This is a genomic window from Polaribacter sp. AHE13PA (assembly GCF_019278505.1).
Lineage (GTDB): Bacteria > Bacteroidota > Bacteroidia > Flavobacteriales > Flavobacteriaceae > Polaribacter.
This window is the reverse complement of record NZ_CP058985.1, coordinates 3,720,501-3,738,654: the sequence shown is the minus strand read 5'-3', so window position 1 is coordinate 3,738,654 and position 18,154 is coordinate 3,720,501. Positions and strand designations below refer to the sequence as shown.

Annotated in this window: 17 protein-coding genes; 12 read left to right on the top strand and 5 right to left on the bottom strand. The window is 30.9% G+C overall.

Annotated features, from left to right (window positions below; genetic code table 11):
* Nucleotides 1–93: 93 nt before the first annotated feature.
* On the bottom strand, nt 94–1,221 hold the full coding sequence (gene hemW / locus H0I28_RS15900; RefSeq protein ID WP_218759725.1) for a radical SAM family heme chaperone HemW: 1,128 nt from the start codon (nt 1,219–1,221) through the stop codon (nt 94–96).
* Nucleotides 1,221–1,775: a crossover junction endodeoxyribonuclease RuvC gene (ruvC, locus tag H0I28_RS15895; protein ID WP_218759724.1), complete on the bottom strand. Its 555-nt coding sequence runs from the start codon at nt 1,773–1,775 to the stop codon at nt 1,221–1,223. Before ruvC ends, hemW begins: the two co-directional genes overlap by 1 nt.
* Before the next feature lie 106 nt (nt 1,776–1,881).
* Between ruvC and H0I28_RS15890 the strand changes: the two genes are divergently transcribed.
* Nucleotides 1,882–2,799: a flippase-like domain-containing protein gene (locus H0I28_RS15890; protein ID WP_254712798.1), complete on the top strand. Its 918-nt coding sequence runs from the start codon at nt 1,882–1,884 to the stop codon at nt 2,797–2,799.
* Nucleotides 2,796–3,977, top strand: coding sequence for a glycosyltransferase (locus H0I28_RS15885; protein WP_218759722.1), 1,182 nt, complete (start codon nt 2,796–2,798; stop codon nt 3,975–3,977). Before H0I28_RS15890 ends, H0I28_RS15885 begins: the two co-directional genes overlap by 4 nt.
* 135 nt (nt 3,978–4,112) lie before the next feature.
* On the opposite strand, the gene H0I28_RS17680 is transcribed toward H0I28_RS15885, so the two are convergent.
* The 3 genes from H0I28_RS17680 to H0I28_RS15875 are packed head-to-tail and all read right to left on the bottom strand — an operon-like array spanning nt 4,113 to nt 5,468.
* Nucleotides 4,113–4,244: a hypothetical protein gene (locus tag H0I28_RS17680; protein WP_262887957.1), complete on the bottom strand. Its 132-nt coding sequence runs from the start codon at nt 4,242–4,244 to the stop codon at nt 4,113–4,115.
* A gap of 10 nt (nt 4,245–4,254) precedes the next feature.
* The gene (gene mnmD / locus H0I28_RS15880) at nt 4,255–4,926 is read right to left on the bottom strand and encodes a tRNA (5-methylaminomethyl-2-thiouridine)(34)-methyltransferase MnmD (protein WP_218759721.1); all 672 of its coding nucleotides are present in this window, start codon (nt 4,924–4,926) and stop codon (nt 4,255–4,257) included.
* Nucleotides 4,927–4,961: 35 nt separating this feature from the next.
* Complete coding sequence (locus H0I28_RS15875; protein ID WP_218759720.1) at nt 4,962–5,468, bottom strand: DUF4920 domain-containing protein; 507 nt, start codon at nt 5,466–5,468, stop codon at nt 4,962–4,964.
* A 120-nt stretch (nt 5,469–5,588) separates the two neighbouring features.
* On the opposite strand from H0I28_RS15875, the gene H0I28_RS15870 reads away from it, so the two are divergent.
* The 10 genes from H0I28_RS15870 to asnS all read left to right on the top strand — a co-directional run bounded on the left by H0I28_RS15870 (nt 5,589) and on the right by asnS (nt 18,140).
* Nucleotides 5,589–6,647 (top strand): branched-chain amino acid aminotransferase, encoded by a 1,059-nt coding sequence (locus H0I28_RS15870; RefSeq protein ID WP_218759719.1) that lies wholly within the window; start codon nt 5,589–5,591, stop codon nt 6,645–6,647.
* A 274-nt stretch (nt 6,648–6,921) separates the two neighbouring features.
* Entirely contained in the window at nt 6,922–9,354 is a 2,433-nt protein-coding gene (locus H0I28_RS15865) for a DUF4982 domain-containing protein (protein WP_218759718.1), read from the top strand.
* A 286-nt stretch (nt 9,355–9,640) separates the two neighbouring features.
* Nucleotides 9,641–10,096: a 50S ribosomal protein L13 gene (rplM, locus tag H0I28_RS15860; protein WP_208890954.1), complete on the top strand. Its 456-nt coding sequence runs from the start codon at nt 9,641–9,643 to the stop codon at nt 10,094–10,096.
* Nucleotides 10,096–10,482, top strand: a complete 387-nt coding sequence (rpsI, locus tag H0I28_RS15855; RefSeq protein WP_218732387.1) for a 30S ribosomal protein S9 — start codon at nt 10,096–10,098, stop codon at nt 10,480–10,482. The genes rplM and rpsI overlap by 1 nt, the downstream gene beginning before the upstream one ends.
* A gap of 145 nt (nt 10,483–10,627) precedes the next feature.
* Entirely contained in the window at nt 10,628–11,422 is a 795-nt protein-coding gene (rpsB, locus tag H0I28_RS15850; protein ID WP_218759717.1) for a 30S ribosomal protein S2, read from the top strand.
* A gap of 24 nt (nt 11,423–11,446) precedes the next feature.
* Entirely contained in the window at nt 11,447–12,418 is a 972-nt protein-coding gene (gene tsf / locus H0I28_RS15845; RefSeq protein ID WP_218755095.1) for a translation elongation factor Ts, read from the top strand.
* Nucleotides 12,419–12,565: 147 nt separating this feature from the next.
* Nucleotides 12,566–13,276 carry a UMP kinase gene (pyrH, locus tag H0I28_RS15840; RefSeq protein ID WP_218732384.1) on the top strand — a complete coding sequence of 237 codons (711 nt, stop codon included), beginning with the start codon at nt 12,566–12,568 and terminating at the stop codon, nt 13,274–13,276.
* 28 nt (nt 13,277–13,304) lie between these two features.
* The gene (gene frr / locus H0I28_RS15835) at nt 13,305–13,859 is read left to right on the top strand and encodes a ribosome recycling factor (RefSeq protein ID WP_218732383.1); all 555 of its coding nucleotides are present in this window, start codon (nt 13,305–13,307) and stop codon (nt 13,857–13,859) included.
* Nucleotides 13,860–13,955: 96 nt separating this feature from the next.
* Nucleotides 13,956–16,331: an RND family transporter gene (locus H0I28_RS15830; RefSeq protein WP_218759716.1), complete on the top strand. Its 2,376-nt coding sequence runs from the start codon at nt 13,956–13,958 to the stop codon at nt 16,329–16,331.
* Between the two features lie 375 nt (nt 16,332–16,706).
* Complete coding sequence (asnS, locus tag H0I28_RS15825; RefSeq protein ID WP_218759715.1) at nt 16,707–18,140, top strand: asparagine--tRNA ligase; 1,434 nt, start codon at nt 16,707–16,709, stop codon at nt 18,138–18,140.
* The last annotated feature ends 14 nt before the right edge of the window (nt 18,141–18,154 follow it).

Genomic DNA, 18,154 nt, shown 5'->3' with positions numbered 1-18,154 from the left:
ATTTGCGTAATTTTTAGTTTTTACTTCAAACTCAAATATAAGTTTTCTTTCTTTATGTTAGATATAATCTAAACATTTAACATTAATAAAAAACTAATTGACCATAAATAAATCTGAAGAAATTCCGTCTGATAAAAACTTCCCTTTTGGAGTGGTTCTTAAAACTCGGTTTTCAATAATCAATAATTCTTGTTCTAAATGTTTTTTGGCTTGTTTTTCTAAATACTTTACATATTTACCGCCAAAATCTTTTTCTATTTTCTCTATAGAAACTCCCCAAATGGTCCTTAAACCTGTCATAATATATTCATTATAACCATCCGTTTTTGTGAGTGTTTCTCTTTCTATAGGAAGTGTATTTTCTTGAATAGCTTTTATATATTTTGCATTATTTCTTACATTCCAACTTCGTTGGATTCCATTAAACGAATGTGCCGAAGGACCAATACCTAAATATGGTTTCCCTAGCCAATAAGAAGAATTATTCTGACTAAAAAAGCCTTCTTTTCCGAAGTTAGACAACTCGTAATGCACAAAATCTACTTTCTTTAATTCTTCAATTAAAATATGGAATTGTTCCTCTGCTTTTTCATCATCCACATTTTTAATTTCTCCCTTTTTAATTAATGTTGCTAGTGCCGTTTTTGGCTCGACCGTTAAGGCGTAACTAGATATATGTGGAATTCCGAAACTCAATGCAGTTCGTATATTATCTCTCCACTCATCATTTGTACAATCTGGAATTCCATAAATTAAATCGACAGAAATATTGCTAAAGTAGCGAGTTGCAATTTCAAGACATTTTTTAGCTTCGTCAGAATTATGCGCACGGTTCATGAGTTTTAAATCTTTTTCAAAAAACGATTGCACGCCAATACTTAATCTATTTATTGGTGTTTTAGAAAGTTCTATTATTTTTTCTTCGGATAAATCATCCGGATTTGCTTCTAACGTAATTTCTGGGTTCTCAATTACTGTATGATTTCTATAAACCGCATCAATCAGTACTTGAATTTCATCTGTATTTAAAACAGACGGAGTTCCGCCTCCAAAATAAATGCTTTCTATAATGGTATTTTTCAACTCGTCTTTTCTAATTTCAATCTCATTAATTAAAGACAAAATCATATCTTCTTTTTTCTTCAATGAAGTAGAAAAATGAAAGTCGCAATAAAAACATGCTTGTTTACAGAACGGTATGTGAATGTAGATTCCGGACATTATTTTTTAACTCTCTTTTCATTCTGTTTCACAAAACTCGCCCAACCTGTATAATTCTTTCCTCCAACTACCCTTCCTGAATTATAGAAATGGCAAACTGCAGCTGCCAAACCATCCGTTGCATCTAAATTCTTTGGCAATGTTTTTAAGTTTAAAAGTGATTTTAACATCAAAGCAACTTGTTCTTTACTAGCACTTCCACTTCCTGTAACTGCCATTTTTATTTTCTTCGGCAAATATTCTGTAATCGGAATTTCACGAGATAAACCTGCAGCCATCGCAACACCTTGTGCGCGTCCTAACTTTAACATCGATTGTACATTCTTCCCAAAAAAAGGAGCTTCAATTGCAATTTCATCTGGATGATATGTGTCGATCAGTTCAATTGTACGCTCAAAAATAAGCTTTAATTTCAGGTAATGGTCATCGTATTTTTTTAAGATTAATTCATTCATTTGAATAAACTCCATCTTTTTACCAACAATTTTTATCACACCAAAACCCATAATTGTAGTTCCAGGGTCAATACCTAAAATAATTTTTTCTATCGCCAAAGTGGTAGATTGTTTTTGTTTTTATCACCAAACTTACTGATGATTATTTGTTACTTTGCAAACCATGTATAATTCGCTTTCATACAAATCTAAACAATTCTTTTGGTTGATAATAAAACTATCGATTGTAATTGGTTGCGGATATTTTATTTACACAAAACTAATTGATAACGAGCAGCTAAAATTTGCTGTTTTTTATAAAAAATTAATAGAAAATGATATTTTTTCCATCAAAAACATATTTTTTCTATCTGTTTTCACATTATTGAATTGGTTTTTAGAAATCTTGAAATGGAGATCACTTGTCGATCATGTAAAACAAATCTCTTTTATTGAAGCCACAAAGCAATCCTTAGCTTCATTAACAACTTCTTTAATTACACCCAACAGAATTGGGGAATACGGGGCAAAAGCACTGTATTTTAAAAAGCAACATAGAAAGCAAATATTAGGTTTAAATTTAGTAGGTAACTTTTATCAAATGCTTATGACCTTATTTTTTGGAAGTATAGGTTTCTGTTATTTTGTTCTTAGTCATAAAATTGATGTTGATCTTTATCAAATTTTAAAAGTTTTACTCTTAGTATTTATTGTAATATATTTCTTATTATTTCTACTCAAAAGACTTAATTTTAAGGGTTTTACTTTTGAAAAAGCAAGAAGTTTTATAAAAAACATACCTTTAGCACTAAATATAAAAGTTGCTGTTTTATCAATGTTTAGATTCTTGGTTTTCTCAAATCAGTTTTACTATTTATTACTCATTTTTAATGTTGATATTTCTTATGTTGATGCAATTTCGTCAATTACCTCTGTATACTTAATTGCTTCTACAATACCAATGTTATCTTTATTTGATGTTGTTTTAAAAGGATCTGTAGCTATTTGGATGTTTTCGTTTTTCAACATAGAACCTCTTATAATTCTATCTACAACCACTTTAATGTGGGTTTTAAATTTTGTTTTACCTGCAATTATTGGTAGTTATTTTGTGTTAACTTTTAAACCTAGTTTTACAAAATGATTTGGCTACTAATTTTCATATTTACTTTTTATGCTATTCTAATTCTTTGGTTAGCAATTGGCTTTAAAAAAGTTAAAGAATTAAAAAAAACAGCATCAGTAAATAAAACCTCATTTTCAGTAATTATTCCTTTTAGAAATGAAGCTGAAAACATACCTATTTTATTAAAATCAATCGCAGAGTTGAATTACCCAAAAGAATTGGTAGAGTTTATTTTGGTTGACGATGCTTCTACGGATAACTCTGTTAAAATAATTCAACAATTTGTCATTTCGAACAAGGAACAAGGAGAAATCTCAGGAGTCCAAGAAGATCTCGATACAATTTCGCAAAAAAGTGAAATCACTAGAACTGACATTCGCATCATAAAAAACAATAGAACTTCCAACTCACCAAAAAAAGACGCTATTACTACCGCAATTTCTCTTTCAAAAAACAATTGGATTGTTACCACAGACGCAGATTGTATTTTACCTAAAAATTGGTTAAAAAGCTTAGATAGCTTTATTCAGAATAATAATGCAAAAATGGTAGTTGCTCCTGTAAACTACAAAGCTAAAAACAACTTTTTAGAACAGTTTCAATTATTAGATTTTATGAGCATGCAAGGAACTACCATTGGTGGTTTTGGAATGGATTTTCCTTTTTTGTGTAATGGAGCAAACTTTGCTTACAGAAAAGATACTTTTCTGCAACTAAACGGTTTTGAAGGTAACAACAATATTGCCAGCGGAGATGATGTTTTTCTGTTTGAAAAATTTATAATTGCTGATAAAAAAAGTGTGTTTTATTTAAAATCTAAAGAAGCTATTGTTACTACATTTCCCGTAAAAACATGGAGTGATTTAGTAAACCAAAGAACACGATGGGCTGCAAAAACGGGTAATTTTAGTTCTTTAAAAGTAAAGTTAATTGGTTTGCTAGTTTTACTGACCAACTTTGTTGTTGTTTACTATTTATTGCTTGGAAACTTAGAAACACTTTTTATCCCTTTTGTCTTAAAATTGATTATTGATTTGTTTTTATTCTTACCAACAATTCAGTTTTTTAAACAGGAAAAACATTTTTATAAATGGTATCTTTTTGCGAGTTTTTTATATCCTTTTTTTAGCCTTCTGGTTATTTTTAAATCTCTCTTTTTTAAATACAATTGGAAAGGAAGACGTTTTAAAAAATAATTTCTACTTTAGGTAAATGAATATTGCCTGCAAACAGGTTTAGCCCTGATTGCAGCAATTGTCTGAGCTCTTTTTTATCCTTTTTCAGGATAAAAAAAGCGAGTGCGAAAAGCAGGAAATAGCTTCTAAATAAAATTAAAATAATGCATTCATAATATCTTCGGCTTTGAACCAAAGAATTAAAACGAAAGCTAAAACAGCAATTAAAAAAAGCCCTTTTGTAGGTTTTGATTGCTTTTGTCTTCCAAATTTTCTTTTGAATTCCATCTTATTTTTTTTAGTCGTTAGTTTTGGTAGTTATTTTAGTTGCTCTTAACATTTCCCTTTTTCCTGGAGGTCCTGGCAAACGCTCTACTGTTAAACCAACTTCTTGCATAGCTCTTCTAACGCTTCCTTTTGCCGAATAAGTTACTAAAACTCCGTTTTCTTTTAATGCTTCAAACATTTTACGAAAAATCTCTACTGTCCATAATTGAGGCTGAACACGAGCACCAAAAGCATCAAAATAAATTAAATTAAACGCATCTTTATCTTCGATATCTTCAAAAAATTGTTTTCTTTTTGTTAGCGAAAAACGATCTGAAATCTGATGCTTTTCTTCCCAAGAAACAGCGTGCATTTTATCGAACAAAGCACTTTCTTTTTCTGCTTTTAAAACAGAAATAAAATTCATATTCTCTACCTCTCCTGCAGTAACAGGATATGCCTCTACACCAACATAGTTTATATTTCTTTTTGCTTCTAAATAAGTAATAAAACAGTTTAAACCTGTACCAAAACCAATCTCTAAGATAGATACTTCTTCTGCTGCAACTAACTTTAATCCGCTATTAATAAAAACATGGTAAGACTCATTAATGGAACCGTTTTTAGAATGATATTGTTCATTTAAATCAGGTAGATTAATGGTTGTAGAACCATCGGAAGTTATTAGAATTTCTCTTTTCAAAATATGTAGACTTATTACTTATTGAAACTAATTTCTTATTTTTTCATTAAAACACCATCTGCCTCAAAAGTAAATTCTTTTTTAGGCTCGGTAATTTGTGCTATTTCTTCTTTAGTTTTCCCTGCATCTTCTGCGTAATGTTGCAATTCTTCTACAGATGTTTCTTGTACAAATGCTTTACCATTTAAAACTACTTCTTTTCCTTGAGAATCTAAAGGCATAAAAAAACCATAATCTTTAAAACGAACCATTGTTTCTGTTTCTTCGCTTAAAGGCAACTTCATCCAACATCCTTTTTTAGAACAAACTTCTTTAATACTAGATGCAAATTTCACATTAATAGTATCACCAGCTTTCATGGTTTTAAATTTAGCTAATAACTCTTCTGAAGTAATTGCATTATCTAATTCAATTTTTTCTCCGAAAGATTCATAAACCACTTCTTGTTTTGGTTCTGATGTTTCATTGTTTGCTTTCTTGCCCTCTTTACATGCCGTAAAACCAAGTAAAATAACCAAACAAAAGGATATTACATATTTCATATTTTCTAAATTTATTGAGTATCGAACAAAAGTACATATTTTAATGAGTAAAAGCAATGATTAGTTATATCGTCCGATGAATATTTTATGTACATTTGTCTAATAATTCAATCAAAAAGAATGAAATCTGATATAGAAATTCAACGTATAGAAAAATCGAAGATAGATTCTGTAGATTTTAACAATCTACCATTTGGTAGTGTATATTCTGACCACATGTTAGAGTGTGATTTTATAGATGGCGAGTGGCAAACACCTGTTATTAAACCTTATGCACCTATCTCATTAGACCCAGCTGCAAAGATTTTCCACTACGGACAATCTATTTTTGAAGGTATGAAAGCCTACAAAGACGCAGACAATAACACCATGTTATTTAGACCTTTAGAAAACTGGAAGCGCTTAAATAAATCTGCAGAACGTTTGGTTATTCCAGCTGTTCCTGAAGATGTTTTTATGGAAGGTTTAAAAAAATTATTAGAAGTTGATAACAAATGGATTCCTACAAATGAAGGAAGCTCTTTATACATAAGACCTTTTATGTTTGCTTCTGGAATAGGTTTTCACGCTTCTCCTGCAAATGCATATAAATTTATTATTTGTACTGCTCCTTCTGGTGCGTATTTTTCTGGTAAAGTAAAAGTTTTAATAGAAGAAAAATATGCTCGTGCAGCAAATGGCGGTGTTGGTTTTGCGAAAGCTGGTGGTAATTATGCTGCTCAGTTTTACCCTACACAATTAGCCATAGACAAAGGTTACAATCAAGTTATTTGGACGGATGATAATACGCACGAATATATTGAGGAAGCTGGAGCAATGAATATTTTCATTAGAATTAATGATACTTTAATCACAAGCCCTACAAGTGATAGAATCTTAGACGGAATTACACGTAAAAGTGTTATTCAGATTGCAGAGGACATGAATATTGATGTAGAAGTTAGAAAAATTACAGTTTCTGAAGTAATTGCTGCTGCGCAAAGCGGTAGTTTAAAAGAAATGTTTGGAGCAGGAACTGCTGCAGTGATTTCTCCTATTGCAGGTTTTGGATACCAAGGTTCTGATTATGATTTACCCGAATTAGAAGTTCCTTTTGCTGGAATTCTAAAGAAAGCAATTACTGATATACAAACAAACCAAGCTGAAGATCCTTACGGATGGAGAGTAATTATTAAGTAAACAATTTACAGTTAAAATATATTATATAAAAGCATCAATTAATTTTGATGCTTTTTTTTTTACTTAAATCAGAATTAAGTAAAACAGGTAATAACAGAAGCTTCACATCTTCTTAAAAAACAAACCATAGACTTATCAAAAACGAAACGTTCACAATTAAAAATAAAGTATTTTTTATTTATATTAACCACGCCAACACAACTACCATGAAAGAGCGAAAGTAAATTGAAAAATTAGATTTCCGTTTTGCTATTCAAAATTATAAAACAATAAAATGAACTTTAAAAAAACGTCTAAAATATTTTTACTGACATTATTAATTTCCTCTAATATTATTAGTCAAACAAGAAAAACTATAGAACTTTCAGAAAACTGGACTTTTAATAAAGGTGAAAATAAAAATGCCGAAAAAATAAATTTTAATGATAAAAACTGGCAAAAAGTAACAGTTCCTCATGATTGGGCAATATACGGTCCCTTTGATAAAGAAATAGACAAACAAGTTATCGCAATTACTCAAAACAGAGAAAAGGAAGCTACAGAAAAAACAGGTAGAACTGGTTCTTTACCACACACAGGAACTGCTTGGTACAGAAATAAATTTAATATTTCTGAAACCGACATCAACAAAAAAATAATTTTATTGTTTGAAGGCGCAATGAGTGAGCCTCAAGTATTTTTAAATGGAAAAAAAATTGGCGAATGGGCTTACGGCTATAGTTACTTTTACTTTAATATTTCTAAAGATTTAATTGCAGGAGAAAACACTTTAGCCGTAAAATTAACCAACAAAGAGTACGCTTCACGTTGGTACCCAGGAGCAGGTTTGTATAGAAAAGTAAGTCTAATCATAAAAGAAAAAGAAAGCATTAATCAATGGGGAACTTTTATTACAACTCCTTTTGTTAGTAAAAGTGAAGCTAAAGTTAATATAAAAACAAAAATATCTAATGAGTCTGGTGCATTAACAACTACAATTTTTGACGCAAATGGAAATGTGGTAAATCAACTCAAATCTGATATTCATTTTAACAATGAATTCGATCAAAACATAAAAGTAAAAAACCCTATTTTATGGAGTCCAGAAAATCCATATTTATACAAAGCAGTCACAAAGCTTTATGTAAAAAATCAATTAAAAGATGAAATAACAACAAATTTTGGAATTAGAGAAATAAAATATGAACCTAAAAAAGGATTTAGTTTAAACGGTAAAATAACTAAATTTAAAGGAGTTTGTTTACATCATGATTTAGGTCCTTTAGGGACAGCGGTAAATACCGCAGCTTTAAAAAGACAACTAACAATTTTAAAAGACATGGGAGTTAATGCAATTAGAAGTTCGCACAATATGCCTTCTTTTGAGCAACTTGAACTTTGTGACGAAATGGGGTTTCTTTTTTTAGCAGAAAGTTTTGATGAATGGGCAAAACCAAAAGTAAAAAATGGCTATAACCGTTTTTTTGATGAATATGCAGAAAAAGATATTGTTAATTTAGTTAGAGCTACCAGAAATCATCCTTCAATTGTAATGTGGAGTTCTGGAAATGAAGTACCAGATCAATGGGGAGCGGAAGGTGTAAAACGCGCAAAATGGTTGCAAGATATTTTTCATAGAGAAGACCCTACAAGACCCGTTACAGTTGGCATGGATCAAGTAAAAGCAGTTATGGCTTCTGGGTTTGGAGCAATTATGGACATCCCTGGATTAAATTACAGAGTACATTTATATGATGAAGCTTATAAAAAATTCCCTCAAGGGATTTTATTAGGTTCAGAAACAGCATCAACAGTTAGCTCTAGAGGCATCTATAAATTTCCTGTAGAAAAAGCAGCTATGAAAAAATATGATGATTTTCAAAGTTCTTCTTATGACTTAGAATATTGTAGTTGGTCTAACTTACCAGAAGATGATTTTATCTTACAAGATGATAAACCTTGGGTTATTGGTGAGTTTGTTTGGACTGGTTTTGATTATTTAGGAGAACCAACTCCGTATGATGAAAGTTGGCCTTCTAGAAGTTCTTATTTCGGTATTAATGATTTAGCAGGTCTGCCAAAAGACAGATATTACTTATACAGAAGTAGATGGAATACCAAAGAAGAAACCTTACATATTTTACCACATTGGAATTGGGAAGGAAGAGAAGGTGAAAAAACACCCGTTTTTGTGTACACAAATTACAATAGCGCAGAACTATTTGTAAATGGAAAAAGTATGGGGATTCAAAAGAAAGATCATTCTAGTCCACAAAATAGATATCGCTTAATGTGGATGAATGTAAAATACGAACCAGGAACTATAAAAGTGGTTGCTTTTGATGAAAAAGGAAACCCAGTTTCTGAAAAAGAAATTCATACTGCTGGCAAACCTGCAAAAATAATTCTTAGCCCAGACAGAAAAATTATAAAAGCAGATGGGAAAGATTTATCTTTTGTTACAGTTTCTGTTATAGATAAAAATGGAATTGAATGTCCAACAGCAACTAATCAACTTAAATTTAAAGTAGAAGGAAACGCTAGCTATAGAGCTGCTTGTAATGGAGATGCTACTTCATTAGAATTATTTCACCTACCAACAATGAAGCTTTTTAGTGGTAAATTAGTGGTCATTGTCCAAGCTTCAAAAAAAGAAGGAGATATAGAATTAACTGTTACCAGCAAAGGATTAAAAACAGGAAAACTAAGTATAAGTTCTAAAAAATAGATTTTTAACACGCAACTATCTAAAGCCTTTTTTATAACAAAACAGAATTCTAACTAAGCTCCAATTATATCCATTATGAATTGTTATTATAAAAAGAGTACCTAAACCTATATTTTACCCCTTAAAAATAAATCCCTACTTTATTAATGTAATGAATAAGTAATTAATGGATTAAGCGTAAAATAAATACAAAACACTATTTGTCAATCAAATAAAATACAGTACATTTGCACTCCTTTTTTAAGGAAAATTCAATCATTAATAAACAAAAACTAATAGTGTAATTATGAACACATTAAGTTACAAAACAGTATCAGCAAACAAAGCTACCGTAAACAAGGAGTGGGTTTTAGTTGATGCAGACGGGCAAACGTTGGGTCGTCTAGCTTCTAAAGTAGCAAAGCTAATTAGAGGTAAAAACAAACCTAATTTTACTCCTCACGTAGATTGTGGAGATAACGTGGTTATCATCAACGCAGAAAAAATTGTTTTAACTGGTAACAAATGGAAAGAGAAATCTTACATCCGTCACACAGGTTATCCAGGAGGACAAAGATCGTTAACTGCAACAGAAATGTTTGAGAAAGATCCTACAAGATTAATCGAAAAAGCAGTAAAAGGAATGTTACCTAAAAATATTTTAGGAGCGGCACTTTACAGAAACTTGTATGTATATGCAGGTACAGAGCACAAACATGCAGGTCAAGAACCTAAAGCTATTAACCTTAACGATCTTAAATAATGGATATAGTACATAAAATCGGTAGAAGAAAAACAGCTGTAGCTCGTATTTATCTTTCTGAAGGAACAGGAAACATTACAGTAAACAAAAAAGATTACAAAAACTACTTTACTACTGGAACTTTACAGTATAAAGTACAACAACCTTTAATGTTAACAGAAAACTTAGAATCTTACGATATTAAAGTTAATGTTTACGGTGGTGGTGTAACAGGACAAGCAGAAGCGATCCGTTTAGCTATTACAAGAGCTTTAGTTGCTATCAACGAAGAGCACAGATTGGTATTAAAACCAGAAGGTTTATTAACTCGTGACCCAAGAATGGTTGAACGTAAGAAATTCGGTCAGAAGAAAGCACGTAAAAAATTCCAATTCTCGAAACGTTAATATTTGTCAGAATTTATTCTGCAATTTATTATATCGAGAACTGTTATTATATTTTAATATTAAACAGTTTAGCATCTAAATAGTTAGGACTCGAAAGACTACCTAACTATTGATTTCAAAACAGAAAGTAAACACATTTAAGAAAATGGCAAACGTAAACATTCAAGAATTATTAGATAGTGGTGTACACTTTGGACACTTAACTAGAAAATGGAACCCAAACATGGCTCCATACATTTATACAGAACGTAATGGTGTTCACATCATCGATTTGTATAAAACAGCAGCAAAAATAGAAGAAACTTCAGATGCTTTAAAAAAGATAGCTAACTCTGGACGTAAAATTTTATTTGTAGCTACTAAAAAGCAAGCAAAAGATATCGTTGCAGAAAAAGCAAAAGCAGTAAACATGCCTTTCATTACAGAAAGATGGCCAGGTGGTATGTTAACTAACTTTGTAACTATTAGAAAAGCTGTTAAGAAAATGGCTCATATTGATAGAATGAAGCAAGATGGTTCTTTTGATGCATTATCTAAAAGAGAAAAATTACAAATCAATCGTCAGAGAGAAAAATTAGAAAAGAATTTAGGTTCTATTTCAGATATGACTCGTTTACCTGGTGCATTATTTGTAGTAGATATTAAAAAAGAGCACATTGCTGTTGCAGAAGCTCAAAAATTAAGCATTCCTATTTTTGCAATGGTTGATACAAACTCTGATCCTAGATTAGTAGATTTTATCATTCCAGCAAATGATGATGCTTCTAAGTCTATAGACAAAGTATTATCTTATGTTACTGATGCAATTGCAGAAGGTTTATCTGATAGAAAAGCAGACAAAGAAAAAGTAAAAGAAACTAAAGAAGTTGCAGCTCCAAAAGCTGAAGCAGCAGCTCCTAAGGCAGAAGTTACTGAAGCACCTGCTGAAGAAAAAAAATAATTCTAACTAAAAAACATACATAACATGGAAACAGTAAAGATTAGTGCTGCTGATGTTAAAAAATTAAGAGAAGCAACTGGAGCTGGAATGATGGACTGTAAAAAGGCATTAGTTGAGGCTGTTGGTGATTTTGATAAAGCAATTGATATTTTACGTAAAAAAGGTCAAAAAATTGCTGCAAAAAGAGCTGATAGAGAATCTACAGAAGGAGTTGCAGTAACAAAAATCAATGCTGATAATACTGCTGGTGTAGCAATCGTATTAGCTTGTGAGACTGATTTTGTTGGTAAAAACGATGCTTTCGTTGAATTAGGAAGTCAATTTGCAGAAATTGCTTTAAATCATGCTGATAAGGAATCTTTCTTAGCTGCTGATTTTGGAGGAATGACTGTTGCTGATAAATTAATTGAGCAAACTGGTGTTATTGGAGAAAAGTTAGAGATAACTGCTTTTGAGAAAATCGAAGCTGCTTATGTTGGTGCTTATACTCACATTGGTAAAATTGCTGCTTTAGTAGGTTTAACTGCTGTAGTAGACAATGCAGACGTTTTAGCTAAAGACGTAGCTATGCAAGTAGCTTCTATGGGTGCATCTTCTTTATCTTACAAAGATTTTGATCCTGCATTTGTTGCTGCTGAAACTGAAGCAAGAATTGCTGTAATTGAAAAAGATAATATTGAATTAGGAAGATTAGGGAAAACGTTGAAAAACGTACCTCAATTTATCTCTATGTCTCAATTATCTGACGAAGTTTTAGCAAAAGCTGAAGAAGCTGCAAAAGCTGAATTAGCTGCAGAAGGAAAACCAGAAAAAATCTGGGATAGAATTTTACCAGGAAAAATGGAAAGATTTATTGCAGACAACACAACTTTAGATTTAGAGCAATGTCTTTTAGACCAAGCTTTTATTAAAGATGAAAAGAAAAATGTTGCACAATATGTAAGTACATTTGGTGATGTTTCTGTAAGTGGTTTCAAAAGAGTTACTTTAGGATAAACATTTATCTTCTATTCTTGTAAATACAAGAATTTAAATATTTAAAACCTCGCATTCTATAATTTTAGAATTGCGAGGTTTTTTTGTATCCCAAAAAAAGGAAACTCAAAAAAAAAGCTTAATTTTGCACAACTTTCAAAATAAACTATGCAATACAAGAGAATTCTTTTAAAATTAAGTGGAGAAGCTTTAATGGGCGAAAGACAATACGGAATTGATCCTAAACGTTTAGCTGAATACGCAAAAGAAATTAAAGAAGTAGTACAAAAAGGAATAGAAGTTGCCATTGTAATTGGTGGTGGAAATATCTTTAGAGGTGTTGCTGGTGCTGCAAATGGTATGGATCGTGTACAAGGAGACCATATGGGTATGTTAGCAACCTGTATTAACGGTCTAGCACTGCAAAGTGCTTTAGAAGATGAAGATGTGCATACGCGTTTGCAAACAGCTTTAGAAATTAAAGAAGTGGCAGAGCCATATATTAAAAGAAAAGCAATTCGTCACTTAGAAAAAGGAAGAGTTGTTATATTTGGTGCAGGTACGGGAAATCCGTATTTTACAACAGATACAGCTGCAGTTCTTAGAGCAATAGAAATAGATGCAGATGCTATTTTAAAAGGAACTAGAGTTGATGGAATCTATGATGTAGATCCAGAAAAGAATAAAGGTGCCATCAAATTTGAAAACATAACTTTTAAAGACGTAATTAAAAAAGGTCTTAAAGTGATGGATATGACTGCATTTACATTAAGTGAAGAAAACAAATTGCCAATTATTGTTTTTGACATGAATACAAATGGAAACTTAATGAAGTTGGTTTCTGGTGAAAAAATTGGTACTATTGTTAATACTCAATAATTAGGTTTTATAAAAATATTTACTGACGATGAACGAAGAAATTGAATTTATTCTTGATTCCGCTAAAGAAGCGATGAATAATGCTATTGAGCATTTAATTAAAGAACTAAGAACTATTAGAGCTGGTAAAGCAACCCCTGCAATGTTAGCAAATGTAATGGTAGATTATTACGGGTCTCAAACTCCGTTAGGCCAAATTGCAAATGTTACTACACCAGACCCAAGAACAATATCTGTGCAACCTTGGGAGAAAAACATGTTACAACCTATAGAAAAAGCTATAATGGTTGCCAACTTAGGTTTTAACCCAATGAACAATGGCGATATTATTATGATAAACGTTCCGCCATTAACAGAAGAAAGAAGAATCGGTTTAGCAAAACAAGCAAAAGCAGAAGCAGAACACGCAAAAGTAGGTATTAGAAATGCTCGTAAGGACGCAAATAATGATATCAAAAAAACAGATGTGTCAGATGATCTTAAGAAAATATCAGAAGCTGATGTGCAAAAATTAACAGATACTTTTATAAAGCAGATAGAAGAAAAACTAGCTGTAAAAGAAGTTGAAATCATGAAGGTTTAAAAAAACCGACACAATAAAAAAAAGAGGGTGTTTCTTAACACTCTCTTTTTATTTACAACAATGTACAATTAATTACAATTTCTAAAATTTAACTTAATGAATTTCTGGACAAAAGTTGCTGGTCTTATCTTAAGAAACCGTTATTTGGTTTTACTAGGTATTGCCATCATTACAGGTTTATTAGCTTCTCAAATGAAGTATATGAAATTCTCATATACAGAAGCCAATTTATTACCTGAAGATCACATAGCAAATCTAGAATACAATCAATTTTTAGAAATTTTTGGAGAAGAAGGTAACTTAGTTATTTTAGGGATTAAAGATTCTACCGTTTTTACACCAAAAAAGTTTAATGCTTGGAATAATTTAGTACAAAAATTTGATAGCTTAGACGAAGTAGATTTTACAATTTCTATTGCAGATGTACAAAAATTAAAGGCAGATAGAAAACAACGAAAATTTGTACTAGAACCTTTATATGAAAAAGAACCAACAACAACACAAGAGGTTCTAGACATCAAAAAACAGTTATTTGAAAAACTCCCTTTCTACGATAATTTACTATTCAATAAAGAAACAGGTACATTACAAACAGCCATTTATATTAAAAAAGAAATTATAAATACGCCAAAACGTAGGGATTTCATTTTTAATACATTAATACCAACTATAACTAAATTTGAAAAAGAAAATAATGTAGACATTCGGGTTTCTGGGATGCCATATATTAGAACGTTAAATGCACAAAATATTCAAGATGAAATATTACTTTTTGTAGCAGGTGCATTAGGAATTACAGCAGTTATTTTCTTCTTTTTCTTTCGATCTTTTAGAGCAACCTTTATTACACTTTTAGTAGTAATGACTGGTGTTATTTGGGCCTTTGGTTTTATAGGATGGTTCGGTTATGAGATAACAGTTTTATCGGCATTAATACCTCCTTTAATTATTGTTATTGGAGTACCCAATGCTGTTTTTCTAATTAATAAATATCAGCAAGAAATAAAGAAACATGGTCAGCAAGCTAAAGCCTTACAACGTGTAATTTCTAAGGTAGGTAATGCTACATTAATGACGAACATTACAACTGCATCTGGTTTCGCTACATTTGTCTTTGTAAAAAGTAGTTTACTAAGAGAGTTTGGTATTCTAGCTTCCGTAAACATCATTAGTATTTTTATACTAGCCTTATTAATTATACCTATTTTATATAGTTTTATGCCACTTCCAAAAAAGAAACATTTAAACCACTTAGAAACAAAGTGGATTGAAAATGTTGTGAATTGGATGGAAAAAATGGTACGAAACAGGAGAATAACAATCTATTTTACCACAGTTATTGTAATAGTTGCGGCAATTATAGGAGTTTATAAAATAAAAGTTTCGGGTAGTTTAATAGAAGACATGCCTAAAAGTTTAGAGTTTTATCAAGATATAAAATTCTTTGAAAGTGAGTTTGGAGGTATAATGCCATTAGAGATTTTAGTTGATACTAAAAAGGAAAAAGGAGTCATGAGTTTATCCACTTTAAAAAAGATGGAAAAAATAAATGAAGCCATAGAAGCTTTTCCAGAACTTTCTAAACCAATCTCTATTACCAATGTAGTAAAATACTCTAAACAGGCTTATTACAAAGGGAATCCTAAATATTATCAATTACCAACAAGTCAAGAACAGAGTTACATTTTTGCATATACCAAAAACTCAAATAGTGATGCTAGCATGCTTAAAAACTTTGTAGATACTACAGGACGCTATGCAAGAATAACTACTTTTATGAAAGACATTGGTACTGAAAAGATGAATGTAATTCAAGAACGTTTAAGAGAGGTAATTGCTAAAGAATTTCCATCAGATAAATATACAGTTTCAGTTACAGGAAAAGCATTAGTTTTTATAAAAGGAACCAATTATTTAATTAAGAATTTAGTTATTTCTTTATCATTGGCAATTTTCTTAATTGCCATTTTTATGGCTTGGATGTTTAGATCTCCACCAATGATTTTTATTTCATTATTGCCTAACATATTGCCATTACTAATTACAGCTGGTTTAATGGGCTACTTTGGTATTCCTATAAAACCATCAACAATACTAGTATTTAGTATTGCGTTCGGTATTTCTGTAGACGATACTATTCACTTTTTAGCAAAATACAGACAAGAATTAATGGCTAATAATTGGCGTGTAAAACCATCGGTTTATGGAGCACTTAGAGAAACAGGAGTAAGTATGTTCTATACTTCTATTGTACTCTTTTTTGGCTTTTTAACCTTTACACTTTCTAGTTTTGGAGGTACCATTGCATTAGGAGGCTTAGTCTCTGTAACTTTATTATTAGCAATGGTTTCTAACTTACTATTATTACCATCATTATTATTAACTTTTGAAAAGAAAATAGCAAACAAGAAAGTATTTAAGGAACCTTCTATAAGAATTATTCCTCCGGAAGAAGACAAATTAGAAGAATAAATATTTAGCTGATATATAAATATTTACTAAAAAAATCGGATCTTATTATTTAACATCCGATTTTTTAATAGAAGAATGAACAATGTTTTAACTATAGAAATTAACAGTATTTTAAGCAAACATCACCTAAAACTACTGTAAATATCATTGCTCATCTTCTCACAAAAAAGTATCTTTACTCCTTAATAAAAAAACATTTTTTGTATATTATAGTTAACTTTTTTTAATAAAAAATATTTCTTTTTTTTAAAGATCTGTTACAATCAAAAAATTGGGTTTCTATATAATTCTTCCTAAAAAAAGAGTTTTCTAGAAAAAAACATCAGAATAATACAACCTATTAATAACATATATTTATATCAACATTATAAGAATATGATAAACAGCAACGTAGCCGAACTTTTAAAATCGGAAGGATTATTACTACAAGAAGTAACCCTAAAAGGATGGGTTAGAACATTTAGAAGCAATCGTTTTATTGCTTTAAATGATGGTACTACTATTAACAACATACAATGTGTTATCGATTTTGAAAACACAGATGAAACCACATTAAAAAGAATTACAACTGGTGCAGCTATTTGCATAAAAGGAACTTTGGCTGCAAGCCAAGGAAAAGGACAATCTGTAGAAATTCAAGTTTCAGAAATTGAAATTTTGGGAGACTCTAATCCAGATGAATATCCTATTCAACCAAAAAAACACAGTTTCGAATTTTTAAGAGAAAATGCACATTTACGTGTAAGAACAAATACTTTTAGTGCTGTAATGCGTGTACGTTCTAAATTATCTTTTGCGGTACATCAGTATTTTCAGGAAAGAGATTTTAATTATGTGAACACACCAATAGTGACTAGTTCTGATGCAGAGGGTGCAGGAGAAATCTTTAAAGTAACTACCTTTAAAGACAACGAAGCTCCAGTAAACGAGGATGGTAAAATTGACCATTCTAAAGATTTCTTTGGTAAGGAAACCAATTTAACTGTTTCTGGCCAATTAGAAGCTGAAACTTTTGCAATGGCTTTAGGAAAAGCCTATACTTTTGGACCAACATTTAGAGCCGAAAACTCTAATACTACGCGACATTTAGCAGAGTTTTGGATGATAGAGCCAGAGGTTGCCTTTATGGATCTAGATGGTAATATGGATTTAGCAGAAGACTTTATTAAGTATGTGATAAACTATGTTTTAGATAAATGTGCTGATGATTTAGCTTTTCTAGACCAACGTTTAACACAAGAAGAAAAAAGCAAACCACAATCACAAAGAAGTGAAATGAGATTGTTAGACAAACTAAAGTTTGTTGTAGACAACAACTTTAAGAGAGTTTCTTATACAGAAGCAATCGATATTTTACGTAATTCTAAACCAAATAAAAAGAAAAAATTTCAATTCCCAATTAATGAATGGGGAGCAGATTTACAATCTGAACACGAACGCTTTTTAGTTGAAAAACACTTTAAATGTCCGGTTATTTTATTTGATTATCCAGCAGACATCAAAGCATTTTACATGCGTTTAAATGATGATGGAAAGACAGTTAGAGCTATGGATGTTCTATTCCCTGGAATTGGAGAAATAGTTGGAGGGTCACAAAGAGAAGAACGTTATGATGTTTTAGCTGATAAAATGAAAACACTCGGTATTGAAGAAGAACTTTGGTGGTATTTAGATTTAAGAAAATTTGGTACAGCAGTTCATTCTGGTTTTGGGTTAGGTTTTGAAAGACTCGTACAATTTACCACAGGAATGAGTAATATTAGAGACGTAATTCCATTCCCAAGAACGCCACAAAATGCAGATTTTTAAAAGTAAATAAAAAA

What these genes read in the sequence shown, in the direction of transcription:
- frr (WP_218732383.1), top strand. Translation starts at nt 13,305, where the DNA reads ATGAACGAAGAAATTGAATTTATTCTTGATTCCGCTAAAGAAGCGATG.
- H0I28_RS15870 (WP_218759719.1), top strand. Translation starts at nt 5,589, where the DNA reads ATGAAATCTGATATAGAAATTCAACGTATAGAAAAATCGAAGATAGAT.
- H0I28_RS15885 (WP_218759722.1), top strand. Translation starts at nt 2,796, where the DNA reads ATGATTTGGCTACTAATTTTCATATTTACTTTTTATGCTATTCTAATT.
- H0I28_RS15865 (WP_218759718.1), top strand. Translation starts at nt 6,922, where the DNA reads ATGAACTTTAAAAAAACGTCTAAAATATTTTTACTGACATTATTAATT.
- asnS (WP_218759715.1), top strand. Translation starts at nt 16,707, where the DNA reads ATGATAAACAGCAACGTAGCCGAACTTTTAAAATCGGAAGGATTATTA.
- rplM (WP_208890954.1), top strand. Translation starts at nt 9,641, where the DNA reads ATGAACACATTAAGTTACAAAACAGTATCAGCAAACAAAGCTACCGTA.
- H0I28_RS15875 (WP_218759720.1), bottom strand. Translation starts at nt 5,468, where the DNA reads ATGAAATATGTAATATCCTTTTGTTTGGTTATTTTACTTGGTTTTACG.
- pyrH (WP_218732384.1), top strand. Translation starts at nt 12,566, where the DNA reads ATGCAATACAAGAGAATTCTTTTAAAATTAAGTGGAGAAGCTTTAATG.
- H0I28_RS15830 (WP_218759716.1), top strand. Translation starts at nt 13,956, where the DNA reads ATGAATTTCTGGACAAAAGTTGCTGGTCTTATCTTAAGAAACCGTTAT.
- rpsB (WP_218759717.1), top strand. Translation starts at nt 10,628, where the DNA reads ATGGCAAACGTAAACATTCAAGAATTATTAGATAGTGGTGTACACTTT.
- hemW (WP_218759725.1), bottom strand. Translation starts at nt 1,221, where the DNA reads ATGTCCGGAATCTACATTCACATACCGTTCTGTAAACAAGCATGTTTT.
- rpsI (WP_218732387.1), top strand. Translation starts at nt 10,096, where the DNA reads ATGGATATAGTACATAAAATCGGTAGAAGAAAAACAGCTGTAGCTCGT.
- H0I28_RS17680 (WP_262887957.1), bottom strand. Translation starts at nt 4,244, where the DNA reads ATGGAATTCAAAAGAAAATTTGGAAGACAAAAGCAATCAAAACCTACA.
- tsf (WP_218755095.1), top strand. Translation starts at nt 11,447, where the DNA reads ATGGAAACAGTAAAGATTAGTGCTGCTGATGTTAAAAAATTAAGAGAA.